The 17,442-nt window shown below is 36.6% G+C and carries 10 protein-coding genes; all 10 read left to right on the top strand.

The window, feature by feature from the left end:
• Positions 1–88: 88 nt before the first annotated feature.
• The 10 genes from CEY12_RS15950 (at position 89) to CEY12_RS15905 (ending at position 17,410) form a co-directional block, all read left to right on the top strand.
• The gene (locus CEY12_RS15950; protein WP_089028633.1) at positions 89–2,158 is read left to right on the top strand and encodes a T9SS type B sorting domain-containing protein; all 2,070 of its coding nucleotides are present in this window, start codon (positions 89–91) and stop codon (positions 2,156–2,158) included.
• Between the two features lie 157 nt (positions 2,159–2,315).
• Positions 2,316–3,902, top strand: a complete 1,587-nt coding sequence (gene dnaB, locus CEY12_RS15945) for a replicative DNA helicase (protein WP_089028632.1) — start codon at positions 2,316–2,318, stop codon at positions 3,900–3,902.
• Positions 3,903–3,932: 30 nt separating this feature from the next.
• Positions 3,933–4,409 carry a ribonuclease HI gene (gene rnhA / locus CEY12_RS15940; RefSeq protein WP_089028631.1) on the top strand — a complete coding sequence of 159 codons (477 nt, stop codon included), beginning with the start codon at positions 3,933–3,935 and terminating at the stop codon, positions 4,407–4,409.
• 175 nt (positions 4,410–4,584) lie between these two features.
• Entirely contained in the window at positions 4,585–6,846 is a 2,262-nt protein-coding gene (locus tag CEY12_RS15935) for a T9SS type B sorting domain-containing protein (protein ID WP_089028630.1), read from the top strand.
• A 115-nt stretch (positions 6,847–6,961) separates the two neighbouring features.
• A complete protein-coding gene (locus CEY12_RS15930; RefSeq protein WP_089028629.1) occupies positions 6,962–9,223 on the top strand; it encodes a T9SS type B sorting domain-containing protein in 2,262 nt (753 codons plus the stop codon).
• 156 nt (positions 9,224–9,379) lie between these two features.
• Complete coding sequence (locus CEY12_RS15925; RefSeq protein ID WP_089028628.1) at positions 9,380–11,380, top strand: T9SS type B sorting domain-containing protein; 2,001 nt, start codon at positions 9,380–9,382, stop codon at positions 11,378–11,380.
• Positions 11,381–11,504: 124 nt separating this feature from the next.
• Positions 11,505–12,131 carry an NAD(P)H-dependent oxidoreductase gene (locus CEY12_RS15920; protein WP_089028627.1) on the top strand — a complete coding sequence of 209 codons (627 nt, stop codon included), beginning with the start codon at positions 11,505–11,507 and terminating at the stop codon, positions 12,129–12,131.
• Between the two features lie 29 nt (positions 12,132–12,160).
• Entirely contained in the window at positions 12,161–13,732 is a 1,572-nt protein-coding gene (nadB, locus tag CEY12_RS15915) for an L-aspartate oxidase (RefSeq protein ID WP_089028626.1), read from the top strand.
• A gap of 13 nt (positions 13,733–13,745) precedes the next feature.
• Positions 13,746–14,606, top strand: coding sequence for a carboxylating nicotinate-nucleotide diphosphorylase (nadC, locus tag CEY12_RS15910; RefSeq protein ID WP_089028625.1), 861 nt, complete (start codon positions 13,746–13,748; stop codon positions 14,604–14,606).
• Between the two features lie 209 nt (positions 14,607–14,815).
• Positions 14,816–17,410, top strand: coding sequence for a TonB-dependent receptor (locus CEY12_RS15905; protein ID WP_089028624.1), 2,595 nt, complete (start codon positions 14,816–14,818; stop codon positions 17,408–17,410).
• Positions 17,411–17,442: the final 32 nt, after the last annotated feature.

The raw sequence follows: 17,442 nt of genomic DNA, 5'->3' as shown, positions 1-17,442 counted from the left end.
TTTTCAAGCGATTTTCATTTATATTAGCGAACAATAAATGTATCACTTTTTGCCTTCGCTATTTTTGTTACATAAAATTCATTTCAAAATGAGAAAATTCTTACTTATTTTTATTTTATTTTTATCTCAACTTTATTTCTCGCAATCGGATTGTATCAGTGCGATACCTGTGTGCGGAAATTCGAACATTTCTTACAATCCAAGTAACTCAGGGACTATCCAGGAGCCAACATCAGGATCCTGCTTAGGTTTGGAACATTTTTCTGTGTGGTATGTGTTTACTGCTGCAACCTCTGGGACTATTGAGTTTAGTATAGATCCAAATATAGTTCCCGGTGTAACCTACTATGATTATGACTTTGCCGTATATGGACCGAATATTGATTGTACTACTTGGGACTTTGGTAATGCAATCAGATGTAATTTCTCTCCTACAAATGGAACAACCGGTCTAAGTTCTACTGTAACCGGAGATCAATGGGAAGCTCCTTTGGATGTTATTGCCGGAGAAACATATTACCTTCTTGTTGATAACTACATTCCTAATAACCCTTATGGGTTTTCATTAACCTGGGGAGGAACTGCAACTTTAACTTCAGCATTTAATGATCCTGCATTGACTCCTAATCCATTTATTACACCAGGAGACCCAGGGCCAACACCATCATCTCCAAGAGAAATAGGTAAGTGCGCATTGCCAACAATGTTTGATTTCAGTACTTTATCAGCTGGTATCATCAATGGTAACCCGAACTTTACTGTTAGCTACCATACCACTAATAATGATGCGATTACCGGGAACGCTCCTATTACAGCACCAATGCTGGTAAATGCAACAGATATTTACTATTACAGATTAAAATACACTGATCCGAATGACCCTAACAATCCTATTAACGGATGTTTTCAGACAGGGAAATTTAAATTCAAGCAGGGAAATATCGTAGCAACTGATGATACTATTTTTGCCTGTAATAATAATGGAGCCGGAACGGCAACATTTAATCTGACATTAGCGAATAATTATTCTGGTCCATCGACTAAGAAGTATTACCCTACGCTTAACGATATGAATGCCGGGACGAATCAGATTATGAACCCTACAGCATATGTTTCAGGAGAAAAAACAGTTTATGTAAAGGTGACAACTCCAGAAAATTGTTCTGCTACTGCTACAATCATATTAAAGTTTCACCCGATAGTTGTTGTTAACGATGCAACGATCGAGTCTTGTTTCATTGATACAAATATTACAACGGCGGCATTTGATTTAACAACGGCTAATGTTTCAAATCAGAATCCAATTACTAAGAAGTTTTATACTACAATGGCTGACGCCATTAGTGGAAGCAGCCCAATAGCTAATCCTTTAGCATACATTTCTACTAACGGCGAGGTGTATGTTCGTGTATTCAGTGCTAATATGTGTTATGCTATAGCAAAAATTACACTTAAAGTTTTGCCTCCGGTAAAATCTGCTGTTCTAAAAGATGTTACTATCTGTACAGAAGATACAACAACATTAGATGCAGGACCAGGATTTGATGGTTACGAATGGAGCACAGGGGCTACAACACAATCAATCCAAAATGTATCTATTGGCTCGTATTGGGTAAAATTGAAAACAGGAAAATGTTTTACATTACAGCAAGTGAATGTAAAAGCATCTCAACAACCTGTGATCAGTAGTGTAGACATTTCAAATAATACAATTACAGTAAACGTTTCAGGTGGAACCCCTCCATATAAATATTCACTGGACGGAATCAACTGGCAAGACTCTAATGTATTCAGCGGACTTCCAAGGGGAGAAAACAAAATCTATGTAATCGATTCTTTTGATTGTACACCGATTGACATACAAGTTACAGTTCCTAATTTAATCAATGCTATCACTCCAAACGGAGATAATATCAATGACTATGTAGATTACACAGAATTAGGATATAAGAAAAACTTAGTCTTTATCGTTTATGACCGATATGGAAATAAGCTATATGAAGCTGATAAGACGAGAGGCTACAGATGGGATGGTACATCAGGTGGAAAAAAGATTCTTACCGGAACATATTGGTACACGATTTCATGGAATGAAAATGATAAAAACAGTACTCAGACGAAATACAGCGGATGGATATTGGTAAAAAATAGAGAATAATTAATATAATTAATCAAAATTTAAAAAATCACCTCAAATTGAGGTGATTTTTTTATCAACATATCTTATCTTTTATTAGTGGTATTTTAATGCAGATTGAGAATAATTTGTTGAATACTATTTTCCAATTATTTTTTAAAAAAACTATCTTTGCACAATGGCGCAGAAAGAAACATTATCATCGCTTACACACGGGAACTTTGCGAAAGAATTATCAATTGCCGACGGAAAAATGCCTCCCAATGCAGTAGATTTTGAAAGATTGATTATAGGAACTTTTTTAATTGATAAAAAAGGTCTCGACCACTCCATTGACCTACTTACGCCAGAAGTTTTTTACGATCCCCGACATCAGACTATCTTTGCAACTATTCTGAAATTATATGAAGCTAACCATCCTGTAGACTTAATGACCATTATACAGGATCTTAAAAAGGAGGACAAATTACATTTGGCAGGAGGAGACCACTATATTATAGACCTGACTATGGGGGTAAGTTCTTCTGCCCATATAGAATATCATGTCCGTGTTATTCTTGAAAAATATATTTTAAGAAGTTTGATCAATGTTTCAGCCAATGTAATTGACTCGTCCTATAAAGAATCCACAGACGTTTTTGAACTCCTGGATAAAGCTGAACAGTCATTTTTTGAAATTACCAATGGTACTATTAAAAAAGGATTCGATACTGCAAATTCATTAGTAAAACAGGCTATCGATACCATCAAGTCTTTAAAAGACAAAGAAGGACTTTCGGGAGTCCCTTCAGGATTCAGAGATGTAGATAAGGAAACCGGAGGCTGGCAAAATTCCGACCTTATTATTATTGCAGCACGTCCTGCGATGGGTAAGACCGCATTCCTTCTTTCAATGGCAAGAAATATTGCGGTAGGACATAAAATACCAATGGTTCTGTTCTCCCTCGAGATGGCATCTGTACAGCTGATCACAAGGATGATTGCTTCTGAAACAAGAATTTCCTCCGAGAAATTAAGAAAAGGAACACTAGATGATGAAGAGTGGCAAAGATTATTCTCTAACGTATCCGAATTAGAAAACGCACCCCTATTTATAGACGAAACTCCTTCACTTTCTATATTCGACTTCCGTGCAAAATGCCGAAGATTAGTTATGCAGCATGGTGTCAGACTCATCATGGTTGACTACCTTCAGCTGATGACCGCCGGAGGCGGTGGAAAGGGAACTGGAAACCGTGAACAGGAAATATCCATGATCTCTCGTTCATTAAAAGCCATTGCAAAAGAATTGAATGTTCCTGTAATTGCACTTTCTCAGCTTTCAAGAAGTGTAGAAACCCGACCTGGAAAAAGACCACAGCTTTCTGACCTTAGGGAATCAGGAGCGATTGAACAGGATGCCGATATCGTGTCCTTTATCTTTAGACCAGAATATTATAAAATCGCTGTTTGGGATAATGATGAAGAAGGACAGGAAACCTCAACAGAAAATCAAGCCGAGCTTATCATCGCAAAACACAGAAATGGTGCTACAGCAGATGTAAGGTTATCTTTCTTAAAACATTTTGCAAAATTCGGTGATGTAGAAGCCGCGATGGGTGGAGGGCCTGGCTATCCGTCCAATTTCAATTCTAATGAACCAAGTGGTTTTGATAAGATAAAAACAACGATCCAACCAGGAGCGGCATTTGACCTTCCCGATAATTCCCAACTTTCAGGATCTTCGATGAATGATTTTGATGATGATGATGATTTTCCTTTTTAATCCTATAAAACTCTTATAAGATCCAAAGTTTTGAGAATTGAAATATACACCGACGGAGCATGCAGTGGAAATCCTGGAAAAGGAGGCTACGGAATTCTCATGCGTGTTCCTGAAAAGAATTACCAAAAAACCTTTTCTAAAGGGTTCCGTAAGACAACAAATAACAGAATGGAACTTCTGGCCGTAATTACAGCTCTTGAAAAACTAAAATCGTCGGAAAACGACATTCACATATTTACGGACAGTAAGTATGTTTCAGATGCCATCAATCAAAACTGGATTGCCGGCTGGATAAAGAGAGGCTGGAAAAATGTGAAAAATCCTGATCTCTGGAAAAGATTCATCGTACTCTATAATCAGTATAATCCAACAATGCACTGGATAAAAGGCCATGCAGGTCATTTTGAAAATGAATTATGCGATAAACTTGCTGTTGCAGCTGCTGCATCCGCTAATTTAGAGATTGACAATTTCTTTGAAAATCAAGAAAATAACTCCCTTTTCTAAAAAAATACAAAACCCAATATTCTTCATTTTTAGGTAAGATAAATTAACTATTTCATCAAGCAAATTAACTTTTGTTAAAAAATTATTAATATTTTCGGCAAAATTAACACCGAATACATATTTATCAGTTAGGATTTAATATATTTACATGTTCAATTTTTAAACATCCTAATTAATGAATAAAAAATTACTGTTTTACTTTACTATAGTCTTATTTTGCTTATCAGGAAAATTATTTTCGCAAACTTATCAGCTCACGGGAAATCCTATTAATACTACGGGATGGACTGTAGTTCCTTCTGCAGTAGCCAGCGGAGATTTCGTTATGCTTACTGATGATTTAACCAATAAATCAGGAGCTATAAAGCTGAATGACCCGATTAATTTGAAATACTGCGATAAGTGGAGAATTGAATTTGATTTCAGACTTGATGGAAACGGAACTTCTTCCGGAAGAGGAGATGGTTTCGCATTTTGGTATTTACAAAATCCCCCGATAACAAGCCAACTGGGTTCAGGATTAGGAATTCCACAAAATGCAATAGGCCTTATGATGGGCTTTGACCTTTACAACAACACAACGGCAGGCCAGATGAATAAGGTACACCTTGCCTATGGTGTTGTACAAAATACAACCGATAATAACAACATAGAATTTTTTAATACTGCTGGAAGCTCATTCCATTCTCCGGACCTTACCTCAACAATTCCATTAGTGGGGCCTACATTCAAACATGTAGAAGTAACCGGGCAGGTAGATCCGGCAACTCCAGCCAACTGGATTATTACTTTAAAGATCGATGGAAATTCGGTTATTAATCAATCTTTTGCTCCAGCAGGAGCTGCAGCAGCAATTACACAGGGATATTTCGGTTTTTCTGCATCTACAGGAGCTGCATCTGTAAGAAGTTCTATTAAAAATGTAAAGATATACACTGATAAAGTTTCTATTTTACAGAATTCTGTAACTCAATCTTTATGCCCTAACCCTTCTACAGGAAACGGCACTATAAACCTAACTACATTCAATTCACAATTTGTGAATACTCCTGCTAATTATACATTTAATTATTATGTTTTAGGAAGCTCTACTCCTATTGCAAACCCAACCAATTATCAATTTAATACCAACACAACTATTTCTGTAGTTATTAAAGATAATGCCGGAGTTTTATGTGACAATCCTGATGGGAAAATCCTGCTGGTTCTTGCTCCATTTACTGCAAACAATGTCACTATTTCTGAATGCAATAACAATAAAGCAGGAACAGCAACATTTAACCTTTCAACCGCAGCTGTTACCGGAGTACCCGGAGCCATTAAAAAATATTATAAAACATTAAGTGATCTTAATGCCGGAACTAATGAAATTACAAATTTTACAAGTTATTTGTCTGCTCCGGGAACTGTATATGTGAAAGTAACGACACCACAAGGATGTACCGGGAATGCAGAGATCACATTGGCATTTCTTCCAGAAGTAGCAGCTAATGATGACACGTTACGCTCATGCTTCATTGATACCAACACAACTTCAGCAGTATTTAATCTAACGACAGCAAATGTTACATCACAGGCGGGAGTTAATAAAAAATACTATATAACATTAGCAGATGCATTAGCTGGCACCAACGAAATTGTAAATCCTGCAGCATACGTTTCTACCAATAGCGTAGTATATGTTAAAGTGATTGACAGTAATAATTGCTATACGATAGTAAAAATTAATCTTGTTGTGCTACCTCCGGTAAGCTCAACTGTCCTTAAAGATCAAACCATTTGCATCGATGAAACGGCAACGTTAGATGCGGGACCTGGTTTTGACGGTTATTTATGGAGCACAGGAGCTACGACACAATCTATTCAAAACGTCCCGGTAGGAATTTATTCTGTTTTATTAAAAACCGGAAGCTGTTTCACAAACCAGATTGTAAAAGTAAATGCAGCTCCACAACCTGTTATTACAAGTATTGATATTACCAATAGTACCATAACAATTAATGTAAATGGCGGCACTCCACCTTATAAATTCTCATTAGATGGTGTTACCTGGCAAGATTCCAATGTATTTACAGGCTTATCAAGAGGAGAACATAAGATTTTCGTCAAAGATTTTTATAATTGTGACCCTATTGATGTACAAATCACAGTGCCAAATCTGATCAATGCAATTACTCCAAATGGAGACAACGTGAATGACTATATCGACTACTCTGCATTAGCCTACAAAAAGAATTTGGTATTCATTGTTTATGACCGATATGGAAACAAGCTCTATGAAGCTGATAAATTAAGAAATTACAAATGGGATGGTACTGCAAGCGGCAAAAAAGTATCTACTGCCACATATTGGTACACTATCTCTTGGAATGAAAATGATAAAAACAATACTCAAACAAATTACAACGGCTGGGTATTGGTTAAAAATAGAGAATAATATATAAAAAGATCACTCAATTTACTGGTAGTGGTCTTTTTTTTAGATAACACTTAGAAGAAACACTTGAAACTAAATAAATGAATTAACATTAACTTTTATCCCACTCACTTCAATGAAAAAAACTTTAGTACTCGTTCTCCTTATTATTGTAATAAATCTACCTGGCTTCCTTTTTTCCCAAACCTACCAGCTTTCAGGAAACCCTGTAAACACAACAGGCTGGGATCTTGTTTCAAGTGCGAATGTAAATACGGATTTTGTACAGCTTACTGCGGACCAAGGAAATCTTTATGGTGCCATAAAGCTTGCTAATCCTATCAATTTAAGATATTGTGATAAATGGAAAGTGGAATTTGATTTTAGAATCGATGGAAACGGAACTGCTCAATTTGGCAGAGGAGATGGATTTACATTTTGGTACCTAGCTAATCCACCAACAGGATTTGTTTCTGGTGGAGGATTAGGAATTCCGGCCAACGCTTCCGGACTCATGGTAGGATTTGACATCTTCAACAACACCACTGAGGGCCAGATGAGCAAAGTTCATATTTTATATGGAACCAACAACTCACTCAATAACAATATTGAATACAATAATACTCCAGGAAGCACATTCCATTCTCCTGATCTTAATGCGACCCAACCGTTTGTGGGAACCAACTATAAGCATGTAGAAGTAAATGGGGAAACAGATCTTACCAATCCCACCAACTGGATTATTAAGGTAAGAATTGATGGTGTACTAATCGCTGATCAATCTTTCGCCCCTTCAGGAGGCGCAATAGGTATGACCCAGGGATATTTTGGATTTTCCGCTGCTACCGGTGGAGCAAGCGCAAGACACTCTATTAAAAATGCGAAAATTTTCGTAGATAAGGTCCCTATTTTACAGAGCACAATTACACCTTTTGTGTGTGTAAATCCTGCTACAGGAAACGGAACTGTAGACTTAACATCTTATAATACTCAATTTGTAAATACTCCCGCCAATTACATTTTTACTTATTATGTTCTAGGCAGTTCAACCCCTATTGCCAATCCAACAAGCTTTCAATACACGGGAGCTACCACGATCACCGTTGTCGTTAAAGATCCTTCTTCAACCCTGTGTGATAATGGAGATGGTGTCATTAAGCTGAACCCAACCCCTTTTGCAGCTGATGATGTAACACTTACAGGGTGTAACAATAACAATGCAGGTACTGCAATATTTGATTTGACTACCGCTGCAGTTACCACTGTCCCTGGTGTTACCAAACAATATTACCCCTCAATGGCTGACCTTAATGCAGGAGTGAATGAAATATTAAACCCAGTTGCCTATGCTTCTCCTACAGGTGCGGTATTTGTAAAAGTAACAACTCCTCAGGGGTGTGTGGATGTAGCTAAAATCACATTAAATATAAACCCTGTTGTTGTCGTTAATGATACTACTTTAAGATCTTGTTTCTTAGAATCAAATCTTGCAATGGCTTCTTTCAATTTAACAGCTGCTTCAGTAACGACCCAGGCAGGAACCAGCAAAAAATACTACCCATCATTAACTGATGCTTTAAACGGCACAAACGAGATCACAACACCAGCTGCTTATATTGCACCTAATGGAGTGATTTACATTAGGGTCACGAACAATGCAAACGGATGTTATTCCGTAGCCAAAGTAACGCTAATAGTACTTGCCCCCGTACTTTCGACAGTATTAAAAGACAAAACAATCTGTATTGAGGATAAAACTACCCTGGATGCAGGTCCTGGATTTGCATCATACCTTTGGAGTACCGGAGCCACAACTCAAACAATTACCAATGTAGGTGTAGGGGTTTATTGGGTAAAACTAAAGACAGGTGAGTGTATTGCCACTCAAAACGTTAAAGTTTATCCTTCAGAACAACCGGTAATTAACAGTGTCGATATTGCAAGCACCTCAATCACAGTGAATGTAACAGGAGGAACACCGCCTTATCAATATTCTTTAGATAATATCAATTGGCAAAATTCTAATGTATTTAACAATATACCAAGAGGGGAAAGCAACATATTTGTAAAAGATGCCTATGACTGTGAGCCTATTGACATTACTGTAACTGTTCCAAACCTGATCAATGTGATCACCCCTAACGGAGATGGAGTAAATGATGCGATCGATTACTCAGCTTTAGCAAATAAACAAAACCTTGTATTTAATATATTCGACCGATATGGTGCTAAAATTCACCAGGGGGATAAATCTACAAAGTACCGATGGGATGGAACCCTAAGCGGAAGAAAAGTACCTACAGGAAGTTACTGGTACTCTGTTTCATGGAATGAAAATGATAAAAAAAATACATCCATTAAATATTCAGGGTGGATTTTAGTGAAAAACAGAGAGTAATTAAGCTCATTACTGAAATGATAGAAAAGAATCACTCCAAAAAATTGAAGTGATTCTTTTTACCACATCAGAAAAAAATACTAATTATCAACAACAACATATAAACAAGCCTATTGATTATAAGCATAACGCTACAAAATAAACAATTCAAAAACTATGAAAAAAACTATACCCTTTTATTTTCTTCTCATTTTGCTCTGTTTTCCCCTACAGCTTATCTCACAAACTTATCAGCTAACAGGGAATCCAGTGAACACAACAGGATGGACAATGGTTGCTCCAACTGTAGTGAATACCGATTTTGTTCAACTCACTCCAGATACCAATGACCAATCAGGTTCCATAAGATTAAACGAACCCATCAACTTAAAATATTGTGACAAATGGAGAGTAGAGTTCGATTTTAGGATGGATTCAAACCAAACATACACCGGAGATGGTATTGCATTCTGGTATTTAGCCAATCCTCCGATTGCAAGTATTTTAGGTTCCGGATTGGGTGTTTCTCAAAATGCAATTGGCTTTATTACAGCTTTTGACACGTACAACAATGCTACAGGAAGCTCAGGAATGAGTAAAGTACATGTTGCGTACGGACAGGTTCAAAATACCACGGACACCAATAATGTTGAGTTTTTCAATGTTCCCGGAAGTTCTTTTCACTCAGCAGATCTGAATGTTACACAACCATTTCAGGGAACCAACTATAAACATGTTGAAGTGAGTGGAGAAGTTGATCCGGCTGCTCCCGCCAACTGGATTGTAAAAATAACTCTCGACGGTAACTTAATCGTAAACCAATCCTTCGCTCCTGCTGGCGCTGCGGCAGCAATGACCGTAGGATATTTCGGATTCTCAGCTTCTACAGGAGGGGCCAGATCAAGACATTCTATTAAAAACGTAAAGGTTTATGTAGACAAAATTCCTCTTTTACAAACTGCGATCACCAAAACCATTTGCCCGGATCTAGCAGGCATGGCTAGTATTGATTTAACGACATTGAACTCACAGTTTACCGCAACTCCCAGCAATTATAATTTTACATATTATATTACAGGAAGTGGAACTCCAATTCCAAATCCCACGAATTTCCAATATAATACGACCACAAATATTTCTGTTGTCATAAAAGACCCAACATCTGTTTTATGTGACAATAACGATGCAACGGTCGTCTTAAAAGTTGCTCCAACCGTTACCGTGAATGAGGCAACATTAAGATCCTGTTTTATAGAAGCGACCCCAGCACTGGCTTCATTTAACCTGACAGCTGCTGTGGTAACACCTACCGCTCCTTTAGGGCTAACAAAAAAATACTACCCATCACTAACAGATGCTACAAACGGAACCAACGAAATCAGCACACCCGCAGCATACATCGCCCCTAATGGAGTCGTTTATGTCCGAGTAACCAACTCAAACGGATGCTATGCCATAGCCAAAGTAACACTCATAGTAATTGCCCCTGTGCTTTCAACAGTATTAAAAGACAAAACAATCTGTATTGAGGATAAGACCACTCTGGATGCAGGTCCTGGATTTGCATCATACCTTTGGAGTACCGGAGCTACAACTCAAACAATCACCAATGTAGGTGTAGGGGTTTATTGGGTAAAACTAAAGACAGGTGAGTGTATTGCCACTCAAAACGTTAAAGTATTCCCTTCAGAACAACCGGTAATTAACAGTGTGGATATTACAAGCACCTCAATCACAGTGAATGTAACAGGTGGAACACCGCCTTATCAATATTCTTTAGATAATATCAATTGGCAAAACTCTAATGTATTTAACAATATACCAAGAGGGGAAAGCAACATATTTGTAAAAGATGCCTATGACTGTGAACCTATTGATATTACTGTAACTGTTCCAAATCTGATCAACGTGATCACCCCTAACGGAGATGGAGTAAATGATGTAATCGATTATTCAGCTTTAGCTATTAAACAAAACCTGGTTTTCAGTATTTTCGACCGGTATGGAGCTAAAATTTACCAGGGTGATAAATCCAATAAATACAGATGGGACGGAACGATTGTCGGCAGAAAAGTATCCACAGGAAGCTACTGGTTTTCTGTAACCTGGAATGAAAATGATAAAAAGAGTACAGCTATTAAATATTCCGGATGGATATTGGTAAAAAATAGGGAGTAATGTAAAATATTCATTCTAAAGAAAAAGGATTGCCTCATTGATGAAGCAATCCTTTTTTATACTATTTGCAGAGATATTTTAGGATAACTCTATTTTATTCATATTCAATTCTTAAATTTGTCATATGAATTATTTGGAAGCTTTAAGCAGAAGATATTCTGTAAAAAAATTCAATAAAGAAATTATTCCTCAGGAAACACTTCATAACATTCTTGAGTCAGGAAAACTGTCTGCAAGTTCTTTGGGACTTCAGCCCTACAAAATCTTAATTGTTGAAAGCGAAGAAATGAAACAAAAGCTGATACCCGCTTTTTATAATCCTTCTCAAATTTCCACTTGCTCCCATCTTATAGTCATTGTTTCAAAAAAAACAATCGATGAAAACTATATCCGAGGTTATTTTAATCATATTTCTGAAGTAAGAGATATCCCTTTAGAACAGCTTGATCTTTTTAAAAAGAGTATCAATCAACATATTACTCAGAAAAAAAATGAAGAAGTCTTCAACTGGGCAGAAAAACAATCTTATATAGTTTTAGCTAATCTAATGTATGCTGCAGCTATTGAAAATATTGATACTTGTCCGATGGAAGGTTTTCGTGAAGATCTGATTGAAAACATTTTAGGTCTTAATCCGGACATAGAAAAAGTAACCGTTACCCTGGCAATGGGCTACCGATCTGAAGAGGACCTCTTCCAACATATGAAAAAAGTGAGGAAACCAAACGAAAAATTGTTTAAATTTATTTAATGATTAGACCACGGTCTTAAAGCAAGCATATGATAAAAGCGGATGTATTAATAATTGGTTCCGGAATCTCCGGACTTTCTTATGCAATTAAAGTTTCTGAACAACTTCCTGATGCCAAAATAATAATAGTAACGAAATCTGATGAGGATGAAAGCAATACAAAATATGCCCAAGGCGGTTTAGCCGTTGTTACCGATTTCAAGAAAGACAATTTCGACAAGCATATTGAAGATACCATGCGCGCTGGTGACGGAGAAAGCAAACGTGATGTAGTAGAAATGGTGGTAAAAGAAGCTCCTGCAAGATTTAATGAAATTGTAGAATGGGGCGCAAACTTTGACATGAAGAATGGAGAATTTGCTTTAGGAAGAGAGGGAGGACATACAGAAAACAGAATTGTTCATCATAAAGATATTACAGGTTTTGAGATTGAAAGAGCACTTTTGCTTACCGCTAAAAACAGCGCAAACATTGAGATTCTGGATCATCATTATGTTATCGATATCATTACGCAGCACCATGTTCCCGGAAAAGAATTAAATGAAGGTGATATCCACTGTTACGGGGCCTATATTTTAGATGAAAAGTCTAAAGCCATTAAAAAAATTACTTCAAAAATAACTCTTGTTGCTACGGGAGGAGCAGGTCACGTTTATAAAAACACAACCAACCCAACTATTGCAACAGGTGACGGAATCGCTTTCGTTGCCCGTGCGAAAGGTAATGTTTCCAATATGCAATATTATCAGTTCCACCCTACTGCTTTATACAGCAAAATTGATGGAATGCTATTTTTAATTTCTGAAGCTGTGCGTGGTGATGGTGCAAAGCTTAGAACAAAAAGAGGCGAAAAGTTCATGCATAAATATGATGAACGTGAAGAGCTTGCCTCCAGAGATATTGTTGCCAGAGCTATTGATAATGAAATGAAAATTTCCGGTGATGAGTATGTCGGTTTAGACTGCAGAGAAATGAACCAGGAAAAATTCTTAGATCATTTCCCGAATATATATAAAAAATGCAAAGAAGAAGCAATTGATCCTTTTACACAACTAATTCCAGTAGTTCCAGCCTGTCATTACCTAATGGGGGGGATTGAAGTAGATAGGGATGGTCAATCTTCTATTAAAAACCTATTTGCAGTAGGAGAATGTACCAACTCCGGATTACACGGAGCCAACAGACTAGCTTCCAACTCTTTACTTGAAGGCCTTGTATTTGGTCACAACGCTGCTATGAAAACGGCAGAATTATTAAATCACAACAACTTTAATTTTGACGACTTAAAGGCTGTCCCCGAATGGAATGAAGAGGGGATGAAGATTATTGACGAAATGGTCATTGTGAGCTATTTAAGAAAACAGCTCCAGGAAATGATGAGCGATTTGGTTGGTATTGTAAGAAGCAACAGACGATTGAAGATGGCTTTACAAAAACATCATGAAATTGCAGAAGCAGTTGATGAAATATACCGCTACTCTATTCTTTCTCCTCAATTATCCGAACTGAGAAATTTAACCACCGTTGCACATCTCATCATTACGCAGTCCATGCAAATGACAGAGAACAAAGGAGCATTTTATAATAAAGATCTAGCTTAAAAGTATACAAAACATGAAAAAGCCAAACTACGTAACAGATAAAGCACTTAAATTATTTATAAAATCAGCTCTGGAAGAAGACATCCAAGAAGGTGATCATTCTACCTTATCTACAATTCCTAAAGATCTGAAGCAAAGTGCCAAACTACTGGTAAAACAAGATTGTATTCTTGCAGGAGTAGAACTAGCTGAGATTATATTCAAAACTTTTGATAAAAACTTAAAAGTTGAAACCTTCATCAAAGATGGAGAAGCCGCAAAGGTAGGTGACATCGCTTTTACCGTTACAGGAAGTGCTCAATCTATACTTTCCACTGAAAGATTGATCCTGAATTGTATGCAAAGGATGAGTGGAATTGCAACGCTTACTCACGAATGGGATGCCAGATTAGTTGGAACAAAAACTAAATTATTAGATACCAGAAAAACAACTCCTAATTTTAGGATATGTGAAAAATGGGCAGTTGCTATTGGAGGTGGAACCAACCACAGATATGGACTTTACGACATGATCATGCTGAAAGACAACCACATAGATTATAACGGCAGCATTACCAATGCCGTAAAAATGGCCAAAGATTACATCAAAAAGAATAAGAAAAAGCTTAAAATAGAAGTAGAAACGAGAAACCTTGAGGAGGTTCAGGAAGCTATTAAGGCGAAAGTAGATAGAATTATGCTTGATAATATGGATGTTAAAACAATGAAGCAGGCAGTTGAAATGATTAATGGAGTTTGTGAATCTGAAGCTTCAGGTGGAATTACAAGAGATGAACTTAAAGAAATTGCCTCTACTGGAGTGACCTACATTTCTGTCGGAGCCCTCACACACTCGGCTGACAACATTGATTTAAGCCTCAAAGCCGTGAAGTAGTGTTGTATTTTTAATAAAAATAACTATGCTTTTTTACATATTATGCAATGCATTTTTTTAACACAAAAACACCTTTTTTACTTAAATAGCTACAAATCAACAGTTTAATAATTCTTAATATTAGTTAAAAATTAACATTGAGTTAATATTGGTTAAATTTTATTTAGCGACTTTTGCATAAAATTTAAATCTAACTATTACTAACGATTATGAAATTAATCAACAAATCGATACTGACTGTAGTAATTACATTGTCTACAGCTAGTGTTTATTACGCTCAAGAAACACAGGACACGATCAAAAGGTCCAAAGACATTGAGGAGGTAATTTTACAAGGTGTAACCGATATCGCTAAAGATAGAAAAACACCTGTTGCAGCTTCTACTATTAAAGCAGCACAGATTATCGAACGACTAGGGAACCAAGAACTTACTGAAATTTTAAATTCTACACCTTCGGTGTATGCAACTAAATCTGGAGGAGGTTTTGGTGACGGAGGTATCGTTATGAGAGGTTTTGAATCTCGAAATATCGCCGTAATGGTAAATGGTATGCCAGTAAACGATATGGAAGGGGGTACTGTATACTATTCTAACTGGACAGGTTTATCTGATGTTACAAGTTTCATCCAAACTCAAAGAGGTTTAGGTTCATCTAAATTAGGAATCGCTTCTGTGGGGGGAACAATTAACTTCATTACCCGTGCAGCAGATATGAAGAAAGGAGGTGTAATAAGATTAGGCGTTGGTAATAATGATTACTTAAAAACATCATTTGCTTATAATACAGGAAAATTAAACAACGGATGGTCTTCATCTTTCTTAATAAGCAGAACAGCTGGTGGTACTTATATTCAAAATACAGATTTTGAATCTTATGCATATTATTTTGCTTTAGGTTGGGAGCCAAGTAAAAAACATAACTTCCAATTTATGATTACGTCATCTCCTCAGTGGCATGATCAGAGATCTTTTGCTCCTTCTATTTCTGATTATATTAAGTATAATCCAGATAAGGACGGAAAACCAGACAGAACGTATAACTCAGACTGGGGATATTATACAAATGGTGAAGGTAGAAGAATTGCACTTGCCAACAGATCTAATTACTATTCAAAACCAGTAATTATGTTTAACTGGGATTGGACAATGAGTGAAAAATCCAAGTTGAGTACTGTTGCATACATGTCTAACGGTAGAGGTGGAGGAACTGCTGATATTGGTAGAGTAAACAACAAAACAATTAACGGTTTTGATGCAAATGGCAATTCTTACTTTAGAGATGCACAAGGTTTATACAATTATGACCAGATTTTTAAAGAAAATGCCGCTATCAATGTAAATACAGCAGGAGCCGGACAAACTTTAATTCGTAGATCAAGTATCAATTCTCATAACTGGTATGGTATTTTAGCTAACTTCCAACATAAGATCAATGACAACTGGAACTTCTCAGTAGGAACTGATGACAGATACTACTATGGATACCACTATCAGGTTGCTTCTGACCTATATGGAGCAAGTGGTTACAAGGATAATACCAATAAAAACATTCCACCTAATGTCATTAATCAGACTTATGATTATAAAAAATTGGTATGGAATCCGTTTGGAGGAAGCCAGGTTCCTTTAGAGAACAGATTAGCTTTCAGTAATGACGGTGAAGTTCTATGGTACAGTGGATTTGGTCAGGTAGAATATACCAACGATAAAATTTCTGCTTTCTTACAAGGGTCAATTTCAAACCAAGGTTATCAAAGAATTGATGAGTTTGTAATTGATGGAGTTACAAAACAGAGAGATCAAATCGTTAATAGAAAGACTGGATTCAAAAATTTATTTGGATACAATGTTAAGGGGGGACTTAACTATAACATTAACGAAAATCATAATGTATTCGGAAACATTGGTTACTACAGTAAGCAGCCTTTCATGAATGCAGTTTACCCAAGTAACCAGCAAGTTGTTAACCCTCAGTTAACTAACGAGAAAATATTCTCTGCAGAAGTTGGATACGGATTCAGATCTTCTAAATTTAATGCTAATGTTAACCTTTATAGAACACAATGGAAAGACAGAGCATTAAGAAGAAATATTACGGTACCAAACGTAACAGATGCTTATGCAGAAATGAATGGTATTACAGAAATCCACCAGGGAGTTGAAGTTGATGCAACTTACAAACTTAATAACTTTGTAGAGTTTAACGGGATGTTCTCTTGGGGAGATTATTACTACAAAGGAAATGCAACCGGATCAACATTCGACGGAAATAACCAACCTTTGACAGTTGCGGGAGATTCAAATGTAACAACACTTTATATCGATAAAGTGAAAGTAGGAGGAACAAGCAACAACAGTATTCCACAAATGACTGCGTCATTAGGAGCAACGATTAAACCTGTAAAAGACTTGAGTATTTACGGTGGTTGGAGATTTGTTGGTAAATTATATTCTTCTATTGATATCGCTACATTCTCAAATATTGCGAATCAAGATAGAGGGGTATTACAATTACCTGATTATAATCTGACAGATATTGGTATATCATACAAAATCAGATTAAGAGATAGCAGCCAATACTTTACTGTAGGAGCAAATATCTATAACCTATTTGATACTACTTATATCGCTGATGGTGCTACAAATACTTTTGGTAGTGATAAAATTACTGCTAATAACGATCCTGACAAAGGGAAAACTTATGAGCAGGCAGGTAGAATGTACAAAGGTATTGCTGATGGAAACCGTGTATACTTTGGTTTCGGAAGAACTTGGTCTGCAACATTATCTTTCAACTTCTAATAACATAAATTTAGATTTTATAAATATCAATC

This window comes from Chryseobacterium sp. T16E-39, assembly GCF_002216065.1.
Lineage (GTDB): Bacteria > Bacteroidota > Bacteroidia > Flavobacteriales > Weeksellaceae > Chryseobacterium.
This window is presented reverse-complemented; position numbering and strand designations above follow the sequence as displayed.

What these genes read in the sequence shown, in the direction of transcription:
- CEY12_RS15925 (WP_089028628.1), top strand. Translation starts at nt 9,380, where the DNA reads ATGAAAAAAACTATACCCTTTTATTTTCTTCTCATTTTGCTCTGTTTT.
- nadC (WP_089028625.1), top strand. Translation starts at nt 13,746, where the DNA reads ATGAAAAAGCCAAACTACGTAACAGATAAAGCACTTAAATTATTTATA.
- CEY12_RS15930 (WP_089028629.1), top strand. Translation starts at nt 6,962, where the DNA reads ATGAAAAAAACTTTAGTACTCGTTCTCCTTATTATTGTAATAAATCTA.
- dnaB (WP_089028632.1), top strand. Translation starts at nt 2,316, where the DNA reads ATGGCGCAGAAAGAAACATTATCATCGCTTACACACGGGAACTTTGCG.
- nadB (WP_089028626.1), top strand. Translation starts at nt 12,161, where the DNA reads ATGATAAAAGCGGATGTATTAATAATTGGTTCCGGAATCTCCGGACTT.
- CEY12_RS15950 (WP_089028633.1), top strand. Translation starts at nt 89, where the DNA reads ATGAGAAAATTCTTACTTATTTTTATTTTATTTTTATCTCAACTTTAT.
- CEY12_RS15935 (WP_089028630.1), top strand. Translation starts at nt 4,585, where the DNA reads ATGAATAAAAAATTACTGTTTTACTTTACTATAGTCTTATTTTGCTTA.
- CEY12_RS15905 (WP_089028624.1), top strand. Translation starts at nt 14,816, where the DNA reads ATGAAATTAATCAACAAATCGATACTGACTGTAGTAATTACATTGTCT.
- CEY12_RS15920 (WP_089028627.1), top strand. Translation starts at nt 11,505, where the DNA reads ATGAATTATTTGGAAGCTTTAAGCAGAAGATATTCTGTAAAAAAATTC.